General features: G+C 72.9%; 18 protein-coding genes. 10 read left to right on the forward strand and 8 right to left on the reverse strand.

Annotated elements, in window-relative coordinates:
* Positions 1-79: 79 nt before the first annotated feature.
* The gene (paaN, locus tag OG259_RS21590; RefSeq protein ID WP_266893951.1) at positions 80-1,777 is read right to left on the reverse strand and encodes a phenylacetic acid degradation protein PaaN; all 1,698 of its coding nucleotides are present in this window, start codon (positions 1,775-1,777) and stop codon (positions 80-82) included.
* Between the two features lie 124 nt (positions 1,778-1,901).
* On the opposite strand from paaN, the gene OG259_RS21595 reads away from it, so the two are divergent.
* Both OG259_RS21595 and OG259_RS21600 read left to right on the forward strand, forming a co-directional pair.
* Positions 1,902-3,509 (forward strand): 3-hydroxyacyl-CoA dehydrogenase, encoded by a 1,608-nt coding sequence (locus OG259_RS21595; protein ID WP_328943758.1) that lies wholly within the window; start codon positions 1,902-1,904, stop codon positions 3,507-3,509.
* Positions 3,506-4,099 carry a TetR/AcrR family transcriptional regulator gene (locus tag OG259_RS21600; protein ID WP_328943759.1) on the forward strand — a complete coding sequence of 198 codons (594 nt, stop codon included), beginning with the start codon at positions 3,506-3,508 and terminating at the stop codon, positions 4,097-4,099. Before OG259_RS21595 ends, OG259_RS21600 begins: the two co-directional genes overlap by 4 nt.
* Positions 4,100-4,305: 206 nt before the next feature.
* Here OG259_RS21600 and OG259_RS21605 read toward each other — a convergent pair whose 3' ends face one another.
* Positions 4,306-4,896 carry an Lrp/AsnC family transcriptional regulator gene (locus OG259_RS21605; protein ID WP_443051994.1) on the reverse strand — a complete coding sequence of 197 codons (591 nt, stop codon included), beginning with the start codon at positions 4,894-4,896 and terminating at the stop codon, positions 4,306-4,308.
* Positions 4,897-5,073: 177 nt separating this feature from the next.
* Between OG259_RS21605 and pdhA the strand changes: the two genes are divergently transcribed.
* The 7 genes from pdhA (at position 5,074) to OG259_RS21640 (ending at position 13,256) form a co-directional block, all read left to right on the forward strand.
* Complete coding sequence (pdhA, locus tag OG259_RS21610) at positions 5,074-6,234, forward strand: pyruvate dehydrogenase (acetyl-transferring) E1 component subunit alpha (RefSeq protein WP_328947137.1); 1,161 nt, start codon at positions 5,074-5,076, stop codon at positions 6,232-6,234.
* An 89-nt stretch (positions 6,235-6,323) separates the two neighbouring features.
* Positions 6,324-7,298, forward strand: coding sequence for an alpha-ketoacid dehydrogenase subunit beta (locus OG259_RS21615; RefSeq protein ID WP_266900833.1), 975 nt, complete (start codon positions 6,324-6,326; stop codon positions 7,296-7,298).
* A complete protein-coding gene (locus OG259_RS21620; RefSeq protein ID WP_328943760.1) occupies positions 7,298-8,692 on the forward strand; it encodes a dihydrolipoamide acetyltransferase family protein in 1,395 nt (464 codons plus the stop codon). Before OG259_RS21615 ends, OG259_RS21620 begins: the two co-directional genes overlap by 1 nt.
* Before the next feature lie 144 nt (positions 8,693-8,836).
* Positions 8,837-9,691 (forward strand): NTP transferase domain-containing protein, encoded by an 855-nt coding sequence (locus OG259_RS21625; RefSeq protein ID WP_328943761.1) that lies wholly within the window; start codon positions 8,837-8,839, stop codon positions 9,689-9,691.
* Positions 9,688-11,100 carry a molybdopterin molybdotransferase MoeA gene (locus tag OG259_RS21630; protein WP_328943762.1) on the forward strand — a complete coding sequence of 471 codons (1,413 nt, stop codon included), beginning with the start codon at positions 9,688-9,690 and terminating at the stop codon, positions 11,098-11,100. The genes OG259_RS21625 and OG259_RS21630 overlap by 4 nt, the downstream gene beginning before the upstream one ends.
* Positions 11,101-11,120: 20 nt before the next feature.
* On the forward strand, positions 11,121-12,182 hold the full coding sequence (locus tag OG259_RS21635) for a potassium channel family protein (RefSeq protein ID WP_328947138.1): 1,062 nt from the start codon (positions 11,121-11,123) through the stop codon (positions 12,180-12,182).
* A gap of 87 nt (positions 12,183-12,269) precedes the next feature.
* Positions 12,270-13,256 carry an NAD(P)H-quinone oxidoreductase gene (locus OG259_RS21640; RefSeq protein WP_328943763.1) on the forward strand — a complete coding sequence of 329 codons (987 nt, stop codon included), beginning with the start codon at positions 12,270-12,272 and terminating at the stop codon, positions 13,254-13,256.
* 126 nt (positions 13,257-13,382) lie between these two features.
* Here OG259_RS21640 and OG259_RS21645 read toward each other — a convergent pair whose 3' ends face one another.
* The 5 genes from OG259_RS21645 to OG259_RS21665 all read right to left on the reverse strand — a co-directional run bounded on the left by OG259_RS21645 (position 13,383) and on the right by OG259_RS21665 (position 18,705).
* The gene (locus tag OG259_RS21645) at positions 13,383-13,928 is read right to left on the reverse strand and encodes a bacterial proteasome activator family protein (RefSeq protein ID WP_189833073.1); all 546 of its coding nucleotides are present in this window, start codon (positions 13,926-13,928) and stop codon (positions 13,383-13,385) included.
* 97 nt (positions 13,929-14,025) lie between these two features.
* On the reverse strand, positions 14,026-16,893 hold the full coding sequence (locus OG259_RS21650) for an FtsX-like permease family protein (protein ID WP_328943764.1): 2,868 nt from the start codon (positions 16,891-16,893) through the stop codon (positions 14,026-14,028).
* Positions 16,890-17,624 carry an ABC transporter ATP-binding protein gene (locus tag OG259_RS21655; protein WP_266893935.1) on the reverse strand — a complete coding sequence of 245 codons (735 nt, stop codon included), beginning with the start codon at positions 17,622-17,624 and terminating at the stop codon, positions 16,890-16,892. The genes OG259_RS21650 and OG259_RS21655 overlap by 4 nt, the downstream gene beginning before the upstream one ends.
* Positions 17,625-17,760: 136 nt before the next feature.
* Complete coding sequence (locus tag OG259_RS21660) at positions 17,761-18,486, reverse strand: PadR family transcriptional regulator (protein WP_328943765.1); 726 nt, start codon at positions 18,484-18,486, stop codon at positions 17,761-17,763.
* Between the two features lie 96 nt (positions 18,487-18,582).
* Positions 18,583-18,705, reverse strand: coding sequence for a hypothetical protein (locus OG259_RS21665; protein WP_328943766.1), 123 nt, complete (start codon positions 18,703-18,705; stop codon positions 18,583-18,585).
* A 148-nt stretch (positions 18,706-18,853) separates the two neighbouring features.
* On the opposite strand from OG259_RS21665, the gene OG259_RS21670 reads away from it, so the two are divergent.
* Entirely contained in the window at positions 18,854-19,348 is a 495-nt protein-coding gene (locus tag OG259_RS21670; protein ID WP_328943767.1) for a hypothetical protein, read from the forward strand.
* A gap of 188 nt (positions 19,349-19,536) precedes the next feature.
* Here OG259_RS21670 and OG259_RS21675 read toward each other — a convergent pair whose 3' ends face one another.
* Positions 19,537-21,201 carry a protein kinase domain-containing protein gene (locus OG259_RS21675; RefSeq protein ID WP_328943768.1) on the reverse strand — a complete coding sequence of 555 codons (1,665 nt, stop codon included), beginning with the start codon at positions 21,199-21,201 and terminating at the stop codon, positions 19,537-19,539.
* Positions 21,202-21,463: the final 262 nt, after the last annotated feature.

A 21,463-nucleotide genomic window follows, 5' to 3' on the forward strand; every position in this document is an offset into this window, starting at 1 on the left:
TCAGGACCGGACAGGTCCTGGTGGCGTGAGGTCGTAGGCGATGCGTGGAGGCCCCGAGGGGCCTCCACGCGTGCGTGCCTCAGGCCTGGCGGCGGACCTCCACCACCCGGAAGCGGTTGGAGACGAAGGCGCCGTCGCACAGGGCGGCGTTCGCCGCCGGGTTGCCGCCGGAGCCGTGGAAGTCGGAGAACGCGGCCGTCTGGTTCACGTAGACCCCGCCCGTGAGGTTCAGCGAGAGCTGGGCCGACTCCTCCAGGCAGACCTCCTCCACCGCGCGCTCGGTGTCCGCCGAGGTCGTGTAGGCCCCGACCGTCATGGCGCCCTTCTCCCGGACGGTGCGCCGCAGCAGCTCCAGGGCGTCGTCGGTGGAGTCCACCGAGACGGCGAAGGAGACCGGGCCGAAGCACTCCGAGAAGTACGCGGCGTCCGCGTCGGGCTTGGAGCCGTCCAGCTTCACGATGACCGGCGTACGGACCACCGCGTCCGGGAAGTCCGGGTTGGCCACCTCGCGGGAGGCGAGCGCCACCTCGCCGAGACCGGCGGCGGCCTCCAGGCGCGCCTTCACGTCCGGGTTGACCAGCGCGCCGAGCAGACCGTTCGCCCGGGCGTCGTCGCCCAGCAGGCCGCCGACCGCCGCGGCGAGGTCGGCGACGACCTCGTCGTACGACTTGGGGCCCTGGTCGGTGGTGATGCCGTCGCGGGGGATCAGCAGGTTCTGCGGGGTGGTGCACATCTGGCCGCTGTACAGGGACAGCGAGAAGGCCAGGTTGGCGAGCATCCCCTTGTAGTTGTCGGTGGAGTCGACCACCACCGTGTTGACGCCGGCCTTCTCGGTGTAGACCTGCGCCTGGCGGGCGTTGGCCTCCAGCCAGTCGCCGAAGGCGGTCGAGCCGGTGTAGTCGATGATCCGGATCTCGGGGCGCACGGCCAGGGTCTTGGCGATGCCCTCGCCGGGCCGCTCGACGGCGAGCGCGACCAGGTTCGGGTCGAAGCCGGACTCGGCGAGCACCTCACGGGCGACCTGGACGGTCAGCGCGAGCGGGAGCACCGCGCGCGGGTGGGGCTTGACCAGGACCGGGTTGCCGGTGGCGAGCGAGGCGAACAGGCCCGGGTAGCCGTTCCACGTGGGGAAGGTGTTGCAGCCGATCACCAGGGCGATGCCGCGGCCGACCGGGGTGAACTCCTTGCTGAGCTCCAGGGGGTCGCGCTTGCCCTGCGGCTTGGACCAGTCGGCCCGGCCGGCGGGGGTGCGGGTCTGCTCCGCGTACGCGTACGCCACGGCTTCGAGGCCGCGGTCCTGGGCGTGCGGGCCGCCGGCCTGGAACGCCATCATGAACGCCTGGCCGCTGGTGTGCATGACGGCGTGGGCGAACTCGTGGGTGCGGGCGGAGATCCGGGCGAGGATCTCCAGACAGACCAGGGCGCGGGTCTCGGCCCCGGCGTCGCGCCAGGCACCCATGCCCGCGCGCATCGCGGGGAGCAGGACGTCGATGTCGGCGTGCGGGTACTCGATGCCGAGCTCGGGGCCGTACGGCGAGGTCTCGCCGCCGGTCCAGCCGTCCGTGCCGGGCTGGTCGAGCTCGAAGCGGGTGTTCAGCAGGGCCTGGTGCGCGGCGAGGCCGGCCGCCGCGTCGAGCGAGCCGTCCTCCCCGTACGCCTTCGGGTGCTCGGGGTACGGCGACCAGTAGGCACGGGTCCGGATGGTGTCGAGCGCCTGGTCGAGCGTGGACCGGTGCTTCTCGGCCAGTCGGTCGGTGGTCGGCAGAGCGGTGGCCATGGGTGGACCAACTCCTCGTCGAGCTGGGCAGGGAGACACGTACGGAGTTAGAGTAACCGAACGATCGGTCGGGACAAGGGGGCCTGTCGATCCTGTGGAAAACCCATCGGGGAGGATCACTCCTATGAGCGCCAACGTGACCGTCAGGGGGAGCGACGACGTGACCGCCAGTGAGCCTGCCGCCGCCGTGGAAGCCGCAGAAGCCGTAGCCGAAGGGGCCCTCGGGCCCGTCGGGCGGGACCGTGCCGTCGCCGTCGTCGGCACGGGCACCATGGGCCAGGGCATCGCCCAGGTCGCCCTGGTCGCCGGCCACCCGGTACGCCTCTACGACAGCGCCCCGGGCCGCGCCGAGGAGGCCGTGGCCGCCCTCACCGCCCGCCTCGACCGGCTCGTCGAGAAGGGGCGCCTGGACACCACCGCGCGTGAGGCGGCCGTCGGCCGCCTGTACGCCGCACAGGAGCTTGAGGAGCTCGCGGACGCGGCGCTCGTCGTCGAGGCGATCGTCGAGCTGCTGCCCGTCAAACAGCAGCTCTTCGCCGACCTGGAGAAGGTCGTCGGCGACGACACCGTCCTCGCCACCAACACCTCCTCGCTCTCCGTCACCGCCATCGCCGGAGGGCTGCGGCTGCCCGGCCGGTTCGTCGGACTGCACTTCTTCAACCCGGCGCCGCTGCTCCCCCTCGTCGAGGTCGTCAGCGGCTTCGCCACCGAGCCGGACGTCGCCACGCGCGCGTACGAGACGGTGAAGGGCTGGGGCAAGACGCCGGTGCGCTGCGCCGACACCCCCGGTTTCATCGTGAACCGGGTCGCCCGCCCCTTCTACGCGGAGGCGCTGCGGGTCTTCGAGGAGGGTGCGGCCGACCCGGCCACCATCGACGCGGCCCTGCGCGAGTGCGGCGGCTTCAAGATGGGCCCCTTCGAGCTGACCGACCTCATCGGCCAGGACGTGAACGAGGCCGTCACCCGCTCCGTCTGGGAGTCCTTCCACCAGGACCCGAAGTTCACGCCCTCGCTCGCGCAGCGCCGGCTCGTGGAGTCGGGTCGGCTCGGCCGCAAGACGGGCCAGGGCTGGTTCTCGTACGCGGAGGGCGCGGAGCGGCCGGAGCCGCACACGGCGGCGCCGGCGGAGGCACCCGAGAGGATCACGGTCCGGGGCGATCTCGGTCCGGCCGAGCCGCTGGTGGCGCTCTTCGAGGCCGCCGGGATCACCGTCCGGCGCAAGAAGGGCAACGGCCACATCGAGCTGCCGTCCGGCGGCGAACTCAGTCTCGCGGACGGTGAGACCTCCTTCGAGTACGCGAGGGAGGACATCCTCTACTTCGACCTCGCACTCGACTACGCGACCGCGACCAGGATCGTCCTGTCGGCCCGCGAGACCATCGACCCCGAGGTCCTCGCCGAGGCGGTGGGGCTCTTCCAGGCGCTCGGCAAGCAGGTGTCCGTGATCGGCGACGTGCCCGGCATGATCGTGGCCCGTACGGTCGCCATGCTGGCCGACATCGCGGCCGACGCGGTCGACCGAGGGGTCGCGACGGCCGAGGACGTGGACACGGCGATGCGACTCGGGGTGAACTATCCGGTCGGACCGCTGGAGTGGGCGGGGAAGATCGGCCACCGGCGCACGTGCGACCTGCTCGGGGAGCTGCACGAGCGGTATCCCACCGGCCGGTACGCGCCGGCGCTCGGCATCGTGCGCCGGGCGTACGCCGAGGACGCGGAGGACGCGCGATGACCACCGTGAAGCGCGACACCTACACCCCCGAGACCCTGCTCTCGGTCGCCGTGCGCGTCTTCAACGAGCGCGGCTACGACGGCACCTCCATGGAGCACCTGTCCAAGGCGGCCGGGATCTCCAAGTCGTCGATCTACCACCACGTGGCCGGCAAGGAGGACCTGCTTCGGCGGGCGGTCAGCCGGGCGCTCGACGGGCTCTTCGGGATCCTCGACGAGCCGGACGCCGTGCGCGGCCGGGCCGTCGAGCGGGTCGAGTACGTCACCCGCCGCACGGTCGAGGTGCTGATCGCGGAGCTGCCGTACGTGACGCTGCTGCTGCGGGTGCGCGGCAACACGGGCACCGAGCGGTGGGCCATGGAGCGGCGGCGGGAGTTCGACCACAAGGTGGCCGACCTGCTCAAGGCCGCCGCGGAGGAGGGCGACCTGCGGGCCGATGTGGACATCCGGCTGGCGACCCGGCTGCTCTTCGGCATGATCAACTCGCTGGTCGAGTGGTACCGGCCGCATCCGGACGCGCCGGCGGAGCGCGAGCAGCTCGCTCAGACCGTCGCGCACCTGGCCTTCGACGGGCTGCGGACGGCTCGCTGAGGGCTGCCGAGGCCTGAGGGGCAGCCGCCGGAGGCGTGCCGGGCTCTGCCGAGGCCCTGAGGGGCATCTGCCGAGGCGTGTCGAGCATCTGCCGAGGCCTTCTGAGGGCCTGTCCCGGACCGCGCCCGGGGGCCTGCTGAGGGCCCGTCCCGGATCGCGCCCGGGGGCCTGCTGAGGGTCGTCCCGGACCGCGCCCGGGACGGCCCTCAGGCGCGTGGATCGTTGTTGAGGTCCGTCTCCTCGAACACCAGCAGCGTGCGCGTGGACAGCACCTCCGGGATCGACTGGAGCCGGGTGAGGACCAGCTCGCGGAGGGTTCGGTTGTCCGGCGTGTGGACGAGCAGCAGAACGTCGAAATCCCCGCTGACCAGCGCTATGTGCGTGGCGCCCGGCAGCGTTTTGAGCTGCTCGCGGACCGTGCGCCAGGAGTTCTGGACGATCTTGAGCGTGATGTAGGCGGAGGCTCCGTGGCCCGCCCGCTCGTGGTTGACCCGGGCGCTGAAGCCGCGGATCACCCCGTCGTCGATGAGCCGGTTGATGCGCGCGTAGGCGTTGGCCCGGGAGACGTGCACCCGCTCGGCCACGGAGCGTACCGAGGCGCGCCCGTCCGTTTGCAGCAACCGCAGGATGTCGCGGTCGATCGCGTCCAGCGGGCGTGCCGGAAGCGCGCCCGTCGGCATGCCGACCGGGGCGCTCAGGGCCTCGCCGGGCACCTCGTTCCCGGTCCCGCCGAGCGCGCCGCCCTCGTCGTCGTCCGGAACCTCGTTCCGGTCGACGGCCATTTGTTCATCCGCCATGTCCCCCCGCCTCTCTCCGGTGGACGACCTGCACATATCCCAGGCTGTGGAGAACCGTTTGTCCACAGGCTGGAGGTGCCTGTAGCCAAAATGCCTCCACGACCGAACAATCGGTAGGTGAGGCGCGCCACACTCGCGCCACCCGCCTTCGGGTCTTATGCCCGCTCCCACGAGGAGGTGGACTCGTTGCAACAGCGCAGTTCGACAGTCCAAGAGCCGCCCGGTGCCATTTCCGACTACCGGCCCACCCCGCCGCCGGCGTGGCAGCCGCGTACCGACCCCGCCCCGCTGCTGCCCGACACCGAGCCGCTGCGCGTGCTCGGCACGGACGCCGTGGCCGACGCCGACCCCGCGCTGCTGCTCCGGCTCTACGCGGAGCTGATCCGCGGCCGCCGGTACAACACGCAGGCCACCGCCCTGACCAAGCAGGGCCGGCTCGCCGTGTACCCGTCGACCACCGGGCAGGAGGCGGGCGAGATCGCCGCCGCCCTCGCCCTGGAGGAGCGGGACTGGCTCTTCCCCTCGTACCGCGACACCCTGGCGGCCGTCGCCCGCGGCCTCGACCCCGTGCAGGCCCTGACCCTGCTGCGCGGCGACTGGCACACCGGGTACGACCCGCACGAGCACCGCATCGCGCCGCTCTGCACCCCGCTGGCCACCCAGCTCCCGCACGCGGTGGGCCTCGCCCACGCCGCCCGGCTCAAGGGTGACGACGTGGTGGCCCTCGCCATGGTCGGCGACGGCGGCACCAGCGAGGGCGACTTCCACGAGGCGCTGAACTTCGCGGCCGTCTGGCAGGCCCCCGTGGTCTTCTTCGTGCAGAACAACGGCTTCGCGATCTCCGTTCCGCTGGCCAAGCAGACCGCCGCCCCCTCCCTGGCCCACAAGGCCGTCGGATACGGGATGCCGGGCCGACTGGTCGACGGCAACGACGCGGTGGCCGTCCACCAGGTGCTGACCGAGGCCGTGGCCCGCGCCCGGCGCGGCGGCGGCCCCACCCTCGTCGAGGCCATCACGTACCGGATCGACGCCCACACCAACGCCGACGACGCCACCCGCTACCGCGCGGCCGGCGAGGTCGAGACCTGGCGGGCGCACGACCCGATCCTGATCCTCGAACGGGAGCTGACGGAGCGCGGCCTGCTCGACGAGGACGGCAAGCGGGCGGCGGCGGAGGCCGCCGAGACGATGGCCGCCGACCTGCGCGAGCGGATGAACGCCGACCCGGTGCTCGACCCGATGGACCTCTTCTCGCACGTGTACGCGGAGCAGACCACGCAGCTGCGGGAACAAGCGGCGCAGCTGCGCGCCGAGCTCGAAGCCGAGGGTGAGGCGTGATGACGACGGCGACGACCGGACCCGCGGCGGACAGGACCGCCGCGAGCGCCGGCAAGACCGGCGGGACCGGCAAGGCCAAGCCCGCCACGATGGCGCAGGCGCTCCAGCGCGCCATGCGCGACGCGATGGCAGAGGACCCGACCGTCCATGTGATGGGCGAGGACGTCGGCACCCTCGGCGGGGTCTTCCGGGTCACCGACGGGCTCGCCAAGGAGTTCGGCGAGGACCGCTGCACCGACACCCCGCTGGCCGAGGCCGGCATTCTCGGCGCGGCGGTCGGCATGGCCATGTACGGCCTGCGGCCGGTCGTCGAGATGCAGTTCGACGCGTTCGCCTACCCGGCGTTCGAGCAGCTGATCTCCCACGTGGCGAAGATGCGGAACCGGACGCGCGGCGCGATGCCGATGCCGATCGTCATCCGTGTCCCGTACGGCGGCGGGATCGGCGGAGTCGAGCACCACAGCGACTCCTCCGAGGCCTACTACATGGCCACCCCCGGACTGCATGTCGTCACCCCGGCCACCGTCGAGGACGCCTACGGGCTGCTGCGCGCGGCCATCGCCTCCGACGACCCGGTGGTCTTCCTGGAGCCCAAGAGGCTCTACTGGTCCAAGTCCGACTGGTCTCCCGAGGCGCCCGCGCCGGTGGAGCCGATCGGAAAGGCCGTCGTACGGCGGCGGGGCACCGGCGCCACCCTGATCACCTACGGTCCCTCCGTGCCCGTCTGTCTGGAGGCGGCGGAGGCCGCGCAGGCCGAGGGCTGGGACCTGGAGGTCGTCGACCTGCGCTCGCTCGTGCCCTTCGACGACGAGACCGTCAGCGCCTCGGTGCGGCGCACCGGCCGCGCGGTCGTCGTCCACGAGTCGACCGGCTTCGGCGGCCCCGGCGCGGAGATCGCCGCGCGCGTGACCGAGCGCTGCTTCCACCACCTGGAGGCGCCGGTGCTGCGGGTCGCGGGCTTCGACATCCCGTACCCGCCGCCCATGCTGGAGCGGCACCATCTGCCGGGCGTGGACCGGGTCCTGGACGCGGTGGCACGGCTGCAGTGGGAGGCGGGAAGCTGATGGCGCAGGTGCTCGAGTTCAAGTTGCCCGACCTCGGTGAGGGACTCACCGAGGCGGAGATCGTCCGCTGGCTGGTCAGCGTGGGCGACGTCGTCGCCATCGACCAGCCGGTCGTCGAGGTCGAGACGGCCAAGGCCATGGTCGAGGTGCCCTGCCCGTACGGCGGTGTCGTCACCGCGCGGTACGGCGAAGAGGGCACCGAACTGCCCGTCGGCGCACCGCTGCTGACGGTCGCCGTGGGCGGCACGGGCGCGCCGGAGGAGCTCGCGGAGGCGGCTCCGGGAGCCACCCCCACGGCGGGCGGGACCGCCGCCGAGTCCGCCGTGTCGTCCGAGTACTCGGGCAATGTGCTGGTCGGGTACGGCACGGCCGAGCCCGCCGCCCGGCGCCGCCGGGTACGGCACGAGAGCCACGCCGTGGCACAGGCACCCGCACCCGTCGCGGCCCCGGCACCCGTCGCGGCGCCGGTGGCCGTGGCCGTCGCCGGCCACGAGGGTCCGGTGCCGGTCATCTCGCCGCTCGTGCGGAAACTGGCCAGGGACCGGGGACTCGACCTGCGGGAGATCCACGGATCGGGGCCCGAGGGCCTGATCCTGCGGGCCGACGTGGAGCTGGCCATCGCGGCCCTGGAGCGGCCCGTCGCCGCACCGGCGCCCGCGCCCGCTCCCGCCCCGGCCGCCGCTTCGGCGCCCGCGCTCGCCTCGGCCGGTGAGCGGGTTCCGCTGCGCGGGGTCCGTGGCGCGGTGGCGGACAAGCTGTCGCGCAGCCGTACGGAGATCCCGGACGCGACCTGCTGGGTCGATGCCGACGCGACCGAGCTGATGGCCGCACGGACGGCGATGAACGCGGCGGGCGGGCCGAAGATCTCGCTGCTCGCGCTCCTCGCCCGGATCTGCGCCCACGCCCTGGCCCGGTTCCCCGAGCTCAACTCCACCGTGGACATGGCGGCCCGGGAGATCGTCCGGCTGCCGTCCGTGCACCTCGGCTTCGCCGCCCAGACGCCGCGCGGTCTGGTCGTGCCCGTGGTCAAGGATGCGGGGACCCGGACGGCCGAGTCGCTGACGGCCGAGTTCGCCCGGCTGACGGAGGCCGCACGGCAGTCCGCACTGACCCCGGCCGATCTGACGGGTGGCACGTTCACCCTGAACAACTACGGGGTGTTCGGGGTCGACGGATCCACGCCGATCATCAACCACCCCGAGGCCGCGATGCTCGGCGTCGGCCGGATCATCCCCAAGCCCTGGGTGCACCAGGGCGAACTGGCCGTGCGTCAGGTGGTGCAGCTCTCGCTCACCTTCGACCACCGCGTCTGCGACGGCGGCACGGCGGGCGGCTTCCTGAGGTACGTGGCCGACTGCGTCGAGCAGCCGGCGGTCCTGCTCCGCACGCTCTGACACCCGACCGGTGCGTACGGGCCCGCCCCTCGGGTCCGTACGCACCGGTCGGCTCGCTCTCGCGAGACGAGCGGGCCGGCCGACTCTTCTCGCAGAGGGAGACGCGCCCGCCGGTGGGGACGGGCGGCGGACCATACTGCTCGGGTGACCACCCCACATGACGCCGTCGTACTCGCCGGAGGTGCCGCCCAGCGCCTCGGCGGTGCCGACAAGCCCGGAGTACGGGTCGGAGGCCGGGCACTCCTCGACCGGGTCCTCACCGCCTGCCGAGGCGCGGACCGGACCGTGGTCGTCGGCGATCCCCGCCCGACCGTCCACCCCGTCCGCTGGACCAGGGAGGACCCGCCCGGCGGAGGGCCGCTGGCCGCTCTCGACGCCGGAGTACGGGAGACCCGGGCCGACGTCCTGCTCGTCCTCTCCGCCGACCTGCCCTTCCTCGACGAGGACACCGTCCGACGGCTGCTCGGGGTGCTCGCCGAGGACCCCGGGGCCGAGGCCGCGCTCCTCACCGACGCCGGGGGGCGGGACCAGCCGCTCGTCGCCGCGTACCGCGCCGCCCCGCTCCGGCGGGAGCTGGCTCGGATCGCCGGGGAGCGCGGCACCCTCGCAGGCGGCCCGCTGCGGCTGCTCACCGGCGCGCTGCGGCTCACCCGGGTCGCCGCGGGGCCCCTCGCCTCCTTCGACTGCGACACCTGGGAGGACATCGCCACGGCCCGGGCCCGCATCAGGGAGCATGGGACCGTGTTGGATGAATGGATCACCGCAGTCAAGGACGAACTGGGCATCGAATTGGACGTCGACACCGGCGTACTGCTCGATCTGGCTCGTGACGCCGCCCATGGCGTGGCCCGCCCCGCCGCACCCCTGACCACCTTCCTGGTCGGCTACGCGGCGGCGAGCGCGGCCGCCGGGGGCGGACCGGAGGCGGTCGCCGAGGCCGCCCGCAAGGCCGCCGCGCTGGCCCAGCGCTGGGCCGCCGAGCAGGACGAGGCCGGATGAGCCTGAAGGAGCCCCTCCCGGTGGCCCCGGGAACCACCCCCGACGCGCGGGACGGGCAACCGCACCGGGCCACTGCCTGGCCCGAGGCGCGGGCCGCCGCCGTCCGCGCCGGGGCCGCCGCGCGGGCCGGCCGGGCGCCGCTCGGCGTACCGCTCGGGCAGGCACTCGGCCAGGTCCTGGCCGAGCCGCTCCTCGCCCTCACCGACCTGCCGCCCTTCGACACCTCCGCCATGGACGGCTGGGCGGTCGCGGGGCCCGGACCCTGGACCGTGCGTGAGGAGGGTGCCGTCCTCGCCGGGCAGGCACCCGGGGCGGCGACGGTCGACGGCGAGGCCGTACGGATCGCCACCGGCGCGCGCGTCCCTTCCGGGACCACCGCAGTCCTCCGCACCGAGCACTCCCGTACCGAGCCCTCCGGTACCGAACGCACCCGTACCGAGCCCTCCGGTACCGAGCGCTCCGCTCCCGAGGGCGCCCTGCTGCACGCCCTGCGCGAGGTCGTGCCGGGGCAGGACATCCGGCCCCGGGGCCAGGAGTGCCGCTCCGGTGACGAACTGCTCCCCGCGGGCACCGTCGTGACCCCCGCCGTACTGGGCCTCGCCGCGGCCGCCGGCTACGACGAGCTCCGCGTGTCACCGCGCCCCCGGGTGGAGATCCTGGTCCTCGGGGACGAGCTGCTCACGGCCGGGCTCCCCCACGACGGCCTCATCCGTGACGCCCTCGGCCCCATGCTCGGCCCCTGGCTGACGGCGCTCGGCGCCGACGTCCTCGCCACCCGCCGGATCGGCGACGAGGCCGAGGAGCTGTACGCGGCCGTCACCGGCTCCACCGCCGACCTGGTCCTCACCACCGGCGGGACCGCCGCCGGGCCGGTGGACCACGTTCACGGTGTGCTGGCCAAGGCCGGCGCCACCCTCCTGGTCGACGGGGTGAAGGTCCGGCCCGGCCACCCGATGCTGCTCGCCCGCCTCGGCGCCGAGCCCAACCGCGCCGAGCCAGGCCGCGCCGAGCTCACCCGTGCCGAGCCCGGCCGACCCGGGCACGTCCGCCACCTCGTCGGCCTCCCCGGCAACCCGCTCGCGGCCGTGTCCGGGCTTCTCACCCTGGCCGAGCCGCTCCTCAGGGCCCTGGCCGACCAAGGGCAAGGGGATCCGCCCCGCGTACCCGTCCAGGACGAGGTGCACGGGCATCCGTACGACACCCGGCTCGTCCCGGTCGTCCGCCGTGATGGACGGGCCGTACCCCTGCGCTACAACGGACCGGCCATGCTCCGGGGCATCGCCACCGCGGACGGCCTGGCCGTCGTCCCGCCCGGTGGCGCACGCCCCGGTCAAGAGCTGGATGTCCTCGACCTTCCCTGGCCGACGGCCGAGGGGGCCGTACCGGCCCAAGGAGCGTGTTTCACGTGAAACTTCCCAGTCGTGACGCCATGGCCCGCCACGCGGACGAGCGGATCTCCGGCCCGCAGATCAGGCTGCCGCGCCGGGAGGTCGAGCGTCCGCTGCGCCAGGTCGGCAAGCGGCTGCTCATGGCGCTCGGTGTGCTCCTGGTGACGGTGCTCATCGTCTACATCGACCGCGACGGCTACCACGACAACGCCGACGAGACGCTCGACTTCCTCGACTGCGCCTACTACGCGACCGTGACGCTCTCCACCACCGGATACGGCGACATCGTCCCGTACAGCGACACGGCGCGGCTCGCCAACATCCTGCTGGTCACGCCCCTGCGCGTGCTGTTTCTGATCATCCTGGTCGGCACCACCCTCGAGGTCCTCACGGAGCGGACCCGCGAGGAGTTCCGGCTGAACCGCTGGAGGTCCACCTTGCGCGACCACACCGTCATCGTCGGCTTCGGCACCAAGGGGCGGTCCGCGATCCAGACGCTCTGCGCGACCGGTCTCCGCAAGGAGCAGATCGTCATCGTCGATCCCTCCAACAAGGTGATCGAGACGGCGAACGCGGACGGGTTCGTCGGTGTCGTCGGCGACGCGACCCGCAGTGACGTGCTGCTCCGCGCCGAGGTACAGCGGGCCCGGCAGATCGTCATCGCCACCCAGCGAGACGACACCGCCGTGCTGGTCACCCTCACGGCCCGCCAGCTCAACCGGGGCGCGAAGATCGTCGCCGCGGTCCGCGAGGAGGAGAACGCGCCGCTGCTGCGCCAGTCCGGCGCGGACGCGGTCATCACCAGCGCCAGCGCCGCCGGGCGCCTGCTCGGCCTCTCCGTGCTGAGCCCCAGCGCCGGCACGGTGATGGAGGACCTCATCCAGCAGGGCTCCGGCCTCGACCTGGTCGAGCGTCCGGTGACCAAGAGCGAGGTGGGCAAGAGCGTGCGGGAGACCGGCGACCTGGTCGTGAGCGTGCTCCGAGGCCACCGGCTGCTCGGTTACGACGACCCCGCGGCCAGCCCGCTCCAGCTCACCGACCGGGTGATCACCATCGTGCGCGCCGCGCCGGTCACCCCGCTCAGCACGCCGCCGGAGGACTAGGGCCTGTCCGGGAGGGGGACCAGGGCGGGGAGCGCCGGGCCGGGGAGTACCGGGCCTCCGGCCGGTGCCGGGAGTAGCCTCGCCGCCATGTATGCGATCACGATTCCGGAACCCGGCGGTCCCGAGGCCCTGGTCTGGGCCGAGGTGCCCGATCCCGTGCCCGGCGAGGGCGAGGTCCTCGTCGAGGTGGTGGCGAGCGCCGTCAACCGCGCCGATCTGCTCCAGCGCCAGGGCTTCTACGACCCGCCGCCGGGCACGTCCCCGTACCCCGGCCTGGAGTGTTCGGGCCGGATCGCCGCGCTCGGTCCGGGGGTGGCCGGCTGGGCCGTCGGCGACGAGGTGTGCGCGCTGCTCGCGGGCGGCGGTTACGCGGAGAAGGTCGTCGTCCCGGCCGGTCAGCTCCTCCCCGTACCGGAGGGTGTCGACCTGGCCACGGCGGCGGCGCTTCCCGAGGTGGTCTGCACCGTCTGGTCCAACATCTTCATGATCGCGCACCTGCGGCCGGGCGAGACGCTGCTGGTGCACGGCGGGGCGAGCGGGATCGGGACGATGGCGATCCAGCTGGCGAAGGCGGTCGGGGCGAGGGTCGCGGTCACCGCCGGCGGCCCCGTGAAGCTGGCGCGCTGTGCCGAGCTCGGTGCGGACATCCTCATCGACTACCGGGAGCAGGACTTCGTCGAGGAGCTGGCCAAGGCGACGGACGGGGTGGGCGCGGACGTCATCCTGGACATCGTCGGCGCCAAGTACCTGGAGCGGAACGTGAAGGCGCTGGCCGTGAGTGGCCGGCTCGTCGTCATCGGTCTGCAGGGCGGGGTGAAGGGCGAGCTGAACCTGGGTGCGCTGCTCGCCAAGCGTGCCGCCGTCATGGCGACCACGCTGCGTGCCCGCCCGGTGGACGAGAAGGCGGCGATCGTCGCCGCCGTCCGGGAGCACGTGTGGCCGCTGATCGGCGCGGGCAGGGTCCGGCCGGTCGTCGACCGGACGCTGCCGCTGAACGACGCCGCCGAGGGCCACCGGGCGCTGGAGTCCGGCACCCACGTCGGCAAGGTCCTGCTGCTCGCACCCCAGAACTGACGGGGGACACGGCAGGGGCCCGGCACACCGTGTGCCGGGCCCCTGCCGTGTGAAGGGCCTGCGGCCCCTGCCGTACGAGGGACCCACAGCTCCCGTCGTACGTGGGAACCGCAGGTGAGGGGCTGTTTACAGGTAGGGCCCCGAGCGGATCGCGCCGTGGCCGCGGTCGTCGTCGTCATCGTCGTGCGAGGCACCCGGCGGCAGCGCCCTGCGCATCTGCTCCAGCTGTGCGCGGGCCGCCATCTGCTGGGCGAACAGCGCGGTCTGGATGCCGTGGAAGAGGCCCTCCAGCCAGCCCACCAGCTGCGCCTGCGCGATGCGCAGCTCCGCCTCGGAGGGGATCGCCTCGTCCGTGAACGGCAGGGAGAGCCGCTCCAGTTCCTCGACCAGCTCGGGCGCGAGCCCGTCTTCCAGCTCCTTCACGGAGCTTGCGTGGATGTCCTTGAGCCTGACCCGGCTGGCCTCGTCGAGAGGTGCCGCGCGTACTTCCTCCAGGAGCTGCTTGATCATGCTGCCGATCCGCATGACCTTCGCAGGCTGCTCGACCATTTCCGTCACCGGGACCTCGCGGGGTTCGTCGTCGCCCTGAGTGCCGCCGAGCGCCATCCCGTCCTGTCCCACGATGAGGACCTGGGGGCTCTCCTGCGACCTGTCATTCCTCGGCATCTCCATGCCGCCATTCTCTCGTACACACGCGTCACCACGAGGTGTGCCCCCGCACGAGGGTGATCCACCCTCGTGCGGGGGCACAGCACGACAACGAAGTACGTCAGATCGCCGCGCGCCGGGCCAGTGCGCCGCGCGAGCGGGTCACCAGGGCGGCGAGCAGTGCGGCACCGAGCGGCACGGCGACGAGCAGGCCGGCCAGGGTCTCCCAGGGGATGACGATCGGGAGGTACGGCACGTCCGTCGCGGTGCTCCAGCCCTGGGCGACCGCATCCTCGTGGAAGCGGATCTGCTGCCGTTCCTCGGTGAGCCGGAGCCCCACCGCGGGGAGCACTCCGGCGGCCGAGCCGAGGATCACGCCCATCGCGGCGACGACTCCGCACTGGAATCCGCTGAGGGTGCGGCGGACGCGGGGCGGGGCGCCCACGGCGGCGAGCGTCTTCAGATCGGCCTCGGCGTCGGCTTGGGCGAGGCCGGTGGCGATGCCGGCGGCGCCGATGGTGACCAGGCCCGCGAAGACGGCGAGCGCCAGCAGGATGATGCTGTTGTCGTTGACGAAGCCTTCCTCCACATGGAGTTCGACGTCGCTGCCGAGCTTGGCGAGTTCGCTGTCGAGCTTCTGGCGCGCCTCGCTGTCGGGCAGCCGGTCGGTGGCGACGTACAGGCCCATCGGTGTCGTGGTGAGGCCGGCGGCCTTGGCGGTGGCCGGGGTGATCAGGGCCTGGAGACCGTAGGTCTTCGGGCTGCCGGGCACCCGGTAGGCCGGGATCGAGCTGACCTTGCCGGGGGCGGGGCGGCCTTCCTCGGCCGCCTTGTCGGCGGCGGTCATGTCGGTGATCTGCTTGATCCCGATGGCGCCGTTCTTGTCGACCTGGGCGCGGCTGAAGCTGACGATCTTGCCTTCGGCGAGGGCCTTCGCGGCTCCGGCGTCCTCGATGCCGAGGACCTTGAGGACGGTGGCGTCGCCGACGAGCAGACCGCCGTCGGTGTAGACCCCGTGGCCGGAGTAGGACTGGTCGCAGCGCCAGTCCTCGGCGATCATCTTCCGCCGCTGCTCGGGGGTGAACCGCTCCGACGGGTCACTGTTGCCGGGGACGGTGGCGTACATGGGGCACTCGTTGGCCGGGGGGACGACGACCTCATAGCGGCCGCAGTCGTTGCCACCGCCGCCCCACGCCGGGCAGCTGGGCTTGCCGACGACGACGCGCTCGACATCGGCGCGGACGTCGACCGGCAGGAAACGCTGGACCGCGTCGCGGACGGCGGGGACGTCCCGGCCGCCCTCTTCCATGACGAAGGCGGAGACCGCGCCGTACGGCAGCTGGGCCTGGTACTCGGCCTCGTACTGGGCCTCGCTGCTGGCCATGTAGACGGAGACGGCGACCGTTCCCGCGACGGCGGCGAGGACGGCGGCGACGGCGGGTGCCGTACGGCCCCGGTTGCGTACGGCGTCCCGCAGCGCGAGCCGCGGCGAGAGCGGCAGCCAGCGCCCGGTCCGCCCGAACAGGCCGACGAGGGCCGGGGTCATGGCGACGATGCCCAGTTCGGCGATGGCGGAGCCGCCCGCCACGATGATGAACTGCTGGCTGACGAGGGAGCCGAAGAGCGCGATCGCGCCGCCGATCAGGACGGCCGTCAGGCCGATCAGGGGCAGCACCCGGCTGCTGCGGCGGATTCCGCGGCGGCCGGTGAGCGAGGCGAGGACCGTCTGCCGGGAGGCGGTGATGGCCGGCACGATCGCGGCGAGCAGACCGGTCAGCACGGCGAGCAGCGCGATCCCGAGGATTTCGAGCGGCCGGACGTCGAAGGCGCCGAACCGCTGGCCCATGGTCTCCTCAAGGACCGGCTGGAGCGCCAGGGTGAGGATCAGGGCGAGGACCGTACCGGTGACGGCAGCGGCGACACCGATGACCAGGCCGCCGCTCAGGACGATGGCCCGGATGTGGCTGCGGGCACCGCCGTTGGCCCCGACGAGACCGAGCTGGCGGCGCGAGCGTCGGGCCCCGACCGCGAAGGCGGGTCCGGCGAGCAGGCAGATCTCCAGCATCGCCAGGCCGACGACGGTGCCGAGGGCGGCGAGCTCGGCGGCATCGGCCCCCGCGCTGGACTCGAAGTCGCCCCAGCCACCCCGCTGGTAGAGCGGGACCTCGGACTTGGCCGGCGGGTCGAGGAGCACGGCACGTGAGGTGACGATGACACCCTTGGTGTTGAGCTCCTTGACCATGTTCCACGTGAAACCACCGGACTTGCGCACCAGATAGGTGCTGGAGGCGCCGGGCTTCTGCAGCCCCGCCTTCTCCGCGGCCTTCGCGTACGGGGCGAGGAAGGCCCCCGGCAGCGCGTTGACCTGGTCGGCGTTCAGGGAATCGGGAATCTCGTAGGCGCCGACGATGCGGTACTGGCGGTCGAAGTTGCGTGCGGAAAGGGTCGACCCGACCGACAGACCGCTGGTCTCCAGGAAGTGCGAGGTCGCGATCACCTCGTCGTTCTTCTCCGGATAACGCCCCTCCAGGAGGGTCGTGATGCCCCGGGCGATCGGATCGGCCGCCTTGAGCTCACGGACCTCCGTCATCAGCAGACCGTGAGCCGTCGTCAGCTTGGCCCCGCCGATGGTGTCCTTCAGGACCGTGGAGCCCGCCGGGAAGGTCTTGGTGACATCGACGGAACCGCTCGGCCAGGCCGAGTCCCCGTAGTCCTTGGCCGGAGTGTTCATGTCGCCGGGCGGGTCCTGGAAGACGGGCACCCCGCCGTAGCCGGAGTCCTGGAACCGGGCGTCGGCCGCGCCTATCGTGCGGTCCGCCCGCTCCGCGGGGGACAGCTCGGAGCTGCGGATGGTCAGATCGAGGCCGCTGACACCCAGGATCGGCAGGGCGATCATGGCCAGCACGAGGGCGCTGCGGCCCTTGGAACGCCAGGCGTCACGACGGGCGATACGGATCGCGGCCCGCCAGGAGTGGAACCAGGTCTTCACGCCTCAGCCACCTGTCCCGACAGCAGGGAATCGGCCTCGCTGCGCACGGTCTGGTCGACGATGGCGCCGTCCCGCAGGAACACGACCCGGTCCGCCCAGGCCGCGAACCGCGGCTCGTGGGTGACGAGGACACCGGCGGCGCCGGCGTCGCAGCGGGTGCGGAGCAGGGCCAGCACGGACTCGCCGGTCTCGGAGTCGAGGGCGCCGGTCGGTTCGTCGGCGAGGACGAGCCGGCGGTCGCCGACGAGGGCGCGGGCGATGGCCACGCGCTGCTGCTGGCCGCCGGACATCTCGTCGGGGAAGCGGTCGGCGAGGTGACCGAGGCCCATCTCCTCCAGCGCCTTGAGGGCCTCGACGCGCGCCTTGCGGGCGGAGGTCCCGTCCAGCTCGCGGGGCAGGGCCACGTTCTCGGCGGCGGTGAGGGCCGGGATGAGGTTGTAGTCCTGGAAGACGTAACCGATGCTGCGGCGGCGCAGGGCCGCGAGTTCCTTGACGCTCGCCCGGGTGATGTCGGTGTTCTCGACGATCACCTGCCCCGACGTGGGGGTGTCGAGGCCACCGGCGATGGTGAGCAGCGTGGACTTGCCGGAGCCGGACGGGCCCATGACGGCGACGAGTTCACCCGGGTACACGGCGAGGTCGATGCCGCGCAGGGCATGGACCTCGGTGGCACCCGCGCCGTGGACGCGGGTCAGGTTCTGGAGTTGCAGCACGGGCTGCTGTGCGGACATGAGGGGTCCCCCCTTGGGCGTGCGCGGCGGTCGGCCGCGTACGGGAGCGAGCGGTGGAAGGGCGGTACGGCACGCGGTGCGGGGGCCGTACGGAAGGTGGTGCGCGGGCGGTACGAGGTGGGGCGCGACGGTGCGGTCAGCGCGCCCCGGCCACGGGTGGCACGGCCTCGGCGCCCGGCCGGGCGGTGGCCGTCGGGGCCCCGGCCGGGGTGGCGGAGGTGGCCGGCGGGGCCGTTTCGGTTCGGGGTGCCGACGTGGTGGTCGGCGTTTCGGCGTCGGGCGCCGAGTCGGAGGCTGCGGCGGCCGACGCCGACGCCGTCGCCGAGAGGCGGATCAGCCGGGATTCGCAGTGGTCCAGCCAGCGTGCCTCGGCCTCGGTCTGGAAGATCAGCTGCTCCAGGACGAGCAGCCAGGCGACGTCGTCCCGTTCCCGGGCTCCGCCGCTCTCGACGGCGACGAGTGCCTGGGCCTTGAGGCGGGTGTAGTCCTGCATCGCCTTCACGGTGTGTCGGCGCTGGGACTGGATGACGTCGCGGATGTCGATGCTGGGGGCGCCCACGGCCATGGCGAGCTTGATGGCCAGTTCGTCACGGGCGGGGCTGGTGCGGTCCACCGGCTTCTCGAACCAGGTCCTGAGTTCGGCGCGGCCGCTGTCGGTGATCGCGTAGAGGGCGTGCCCGGCAGCGTCCTCGCCGCCCTGGGCGACCATGCCGTCCCGTTCGAGCCGGCTGAGGGTCGTGTAGACCTGGCCGACGTTCAGCGGCCAGGTGGAACCGGTGCGCGACTCGAACTCCGTACGGAGCTGCGAGCCGTACCGAGGGCCGCGTTCGAGGAGGGCGAGAAGCCCGTGGCGGATCGACATACTCAGTATGTATACCGGGTATGCCGGAGCCGACAACCGTCCTGAGACGGAAGCGGCAGGTCCGCCTCAAGGGGGACCCGGGCGCGGCCGAGGGGCTCAGCGGCGCCGCATCCGGAGCCCGAGGAAGCCGATCCCGAGCCCCATCAGAGCCATCCCGACCCCCAGGGTGAGGACGGGAATCCGCTGGTGGACGAGGGTGGGTGCGGCTTCGGACGCCATGCGTGGCGCGGCGCCGGGCCGGCTGGCGGGCGCCGCCTCCGGGAGGACGGCCTCCTCCTCGCGTACCCCCCCGGCCTCTTCCTCGGCGGCCTCGGCGGCTTCCGGGTCTGTTGCCGATTCGGTACGAGAGCCCTCCGACGACCGGGTCGTGTCGCTCTCCGGGGTGCTCGGGCCCGCGGACCGTCCGGGCCGTGGCCGCCCCTCGCCGGCGGGCCGGCCCGCCAGCGAGGCGGAGCCGATGGGGGCGGGTGCGTCGCTGGGATCGGCGCTCGGCGCGGCGGGCGCGGCCGCCCCGGTGCCGGTGGGCGCGGGCGCGGGTGACGCGGGCGTACCGGCACTCCCGGTCGGCCCCGGAGAGATGGAGGAGGAAGAAGGGGAGGCAGTGACGGTCGCGGACGGCGCGTCGGGCGAGGGGAACGGCGTGGAGGGCGACGAGGGAGACGACGAGGGCGGGGAGGAAGAGGAGGAAGAGGAGGAAGAGGGAGTCGAAGGCGTCGTCGGGGCCCCCACCGAGCTGCCGGGTGCCTCGGCTCCGTACGCGAGCGGCTCCCCGTACAGGGCGCACGCGCAGGCGAACACGCAGGTGAGCGCGGGGCCGAGAGCCCGCGCCCGTGCCCTGCGGAGTGCTGGAGTCACGGGGTGACCCCCTCCCGTACCGAGGCCGCCGAGATGGTCGATTCAGCGTAGACACGCTGGGACATTTCCGGCATCCGGAAGAGGGGCAGCAGGCGTAACGGCGACCCGGAGCGGGTGTTTAAGGAGGTGTCAGCTCCCCTGCCGCGGGTCGCGCGTCACTGCCGAGGGTCGCCCGTCACTGCCGAGGGTCGCGCCTCACTGCCCCGGGTTGCCCGTCGAGACGGTGAGCGTGAACTCGGCGTCCTCGGCCGCGATGTCCTGGCCCGACGGCGGGTACTGCTCCAGGACCGTGCCCTCGCCGTAGGTGTTCTCGTCCACCGGGCGCTGGGGCTTGAGCTTCCAGCCGGCCGCCTGGATGCATTCCTTCACCGACTGGAGGTTCTTGTAGGTGAAGTTGGGGACCTCGAACTTCTCGGGGTCGTCGCTCGACTCGGTCGGCTGCGTGCACTTCTTCGGGTCGATGCTCTTGGTCAGGTCCGGGCCCTTGTGACCGGGGGCCGCGGTCTGACTCTGCTGGGTGTCGGTGCCGCCCGTGCCGCCGGCCTCGGGGTCCCCGTCCTTGTCGAGGTTGAGGGCCACGAGCAGGCCGCCGACCGCGAGCAGGGAGACGACGATCGCGCCCACGAGCACGGGAGTGTTCCGCCGCGAACCGCCGCCCGCCGGGGCGGGCACGGGCGTGTGCACCGGGGCGTACGGCGCGGGGCCGGGGTTCTGGTACGCGGACTGCGGGGCCGGGGTCGGGTACGCCGGAGCGGGCGGCGGGGCCTGCTGCGGGTAGCCGTACGAGGGGGCGGGCGCCGGGGTCGCGGGGCCGTAGGGGCCCGGCTGCGGCGTCGGCGGCTGGTAGGGCTGCTGCACCCCGTGCGTTCCGGGCTGCGGAGCGGGCGGCGGGGTCTGGCCGACGGGCGGGAAGACCGCCGAGCCGACTCCCGCACCGCTGCTGACCGGACCGCCCTGGACGATCATCGGGGCACCGGTCTGACCCGCCGAGAGCACCCGCAGGCACTCGTCGCGCATCGACGCCGCGCTCGGGAACCGCTCGTTCGGGTTCTTTCGCAGGGCGCGGGCGACGAGCGCGTCCATCGCCGGCGTCACCGACCGGTTGACGGTGGACGGGGCGACCGGCTCCTCCTGTACGTGCGCGTACGCGATGGCCAGCGGCGAGTCGGCGTCGAAGGGGAGACGGCCCGTCAGCAGCTGGAACAGCATGATGCCGACCGAGTAGAGGTCGGAGCGGGCGTCCACCGCGCGCCCGAGGGCCTGCTCGGGGGAGAGGTACTGAGGGGTACCGACGACCATGCCGGTCTGCGTCATCGACGTGACCCCGGACTGCATGGCCCGCGCGATGCCGAAGTCCATGACCTTGACGACGCCGCGCTTGGTCGTCATCACGTTGCCGGGCTTGATGTCGCGGTGGACCAGGCCCATCTCGTGGCTGACCTCGAGGGCGGCGAGCACGTCGGCCGTGACCTTCAGCGCCTTGTCGGCCGGCATCGCGCCGTACTGCTGGATGTCCGAGGCGAGGACCGAGCCGAGCGGCTGCCCCTCCACGTACTCCATGACGATGTACGGCATGACGGCGCCGTCGAGGGTGTCCTCGCCGGTGTCGAAGACCGAGACGATGTTGGTGTGCGACAGCTTCGCGACCGCCTGCGCCTCGCGTCGGAACCGCTCGCGGAAGGACTGCTCCCGGCCGAGTTCCGTGTGCAGCGTCTTGATGGCGACCTGCCGGTCGAGGGCGCTGTCGTAGGCCAGGTAGACCGACGCCATACCGCCCTCGCCGAGAAGGTCGCGCAGCTGGTACCGGCCGCCCGCGACCGAACCGCCCGCATAGCGGCCCTGTGCGCCGTCCTGGCTCATCTGTGCTTCCCCCTACGCGCGCGTGGCGGCGTTGATCCGGAATTTACTGGCCAAGTCTGCCCGAGGGCAGTGACACGTCAAGCCGGGTGCCCGTTCCGTGACCCTCCGCACAGGAAGGTTCCCCGCACGTTTTCGAAGTGGCGGAGGAATCCTGCCGAATTTGCACTGGTGTACGTGGAAGGGGTTGGATGGCCGGTCCATCTCGGACTGTGTTGTCGTACGGAGCCTGTAGCGTGACGACTGGACACGGCACGACAGACGA

This window comes from Streptomyces sp. NBC_00250 (assembly GCF_036192275.1).
In the GTDB taxonomy this organism is placed as follows: Bacteria; Actinomycetota; Actinomycetes; order Streptomycetales; family Streptomycetaceae; genus Streptomyces.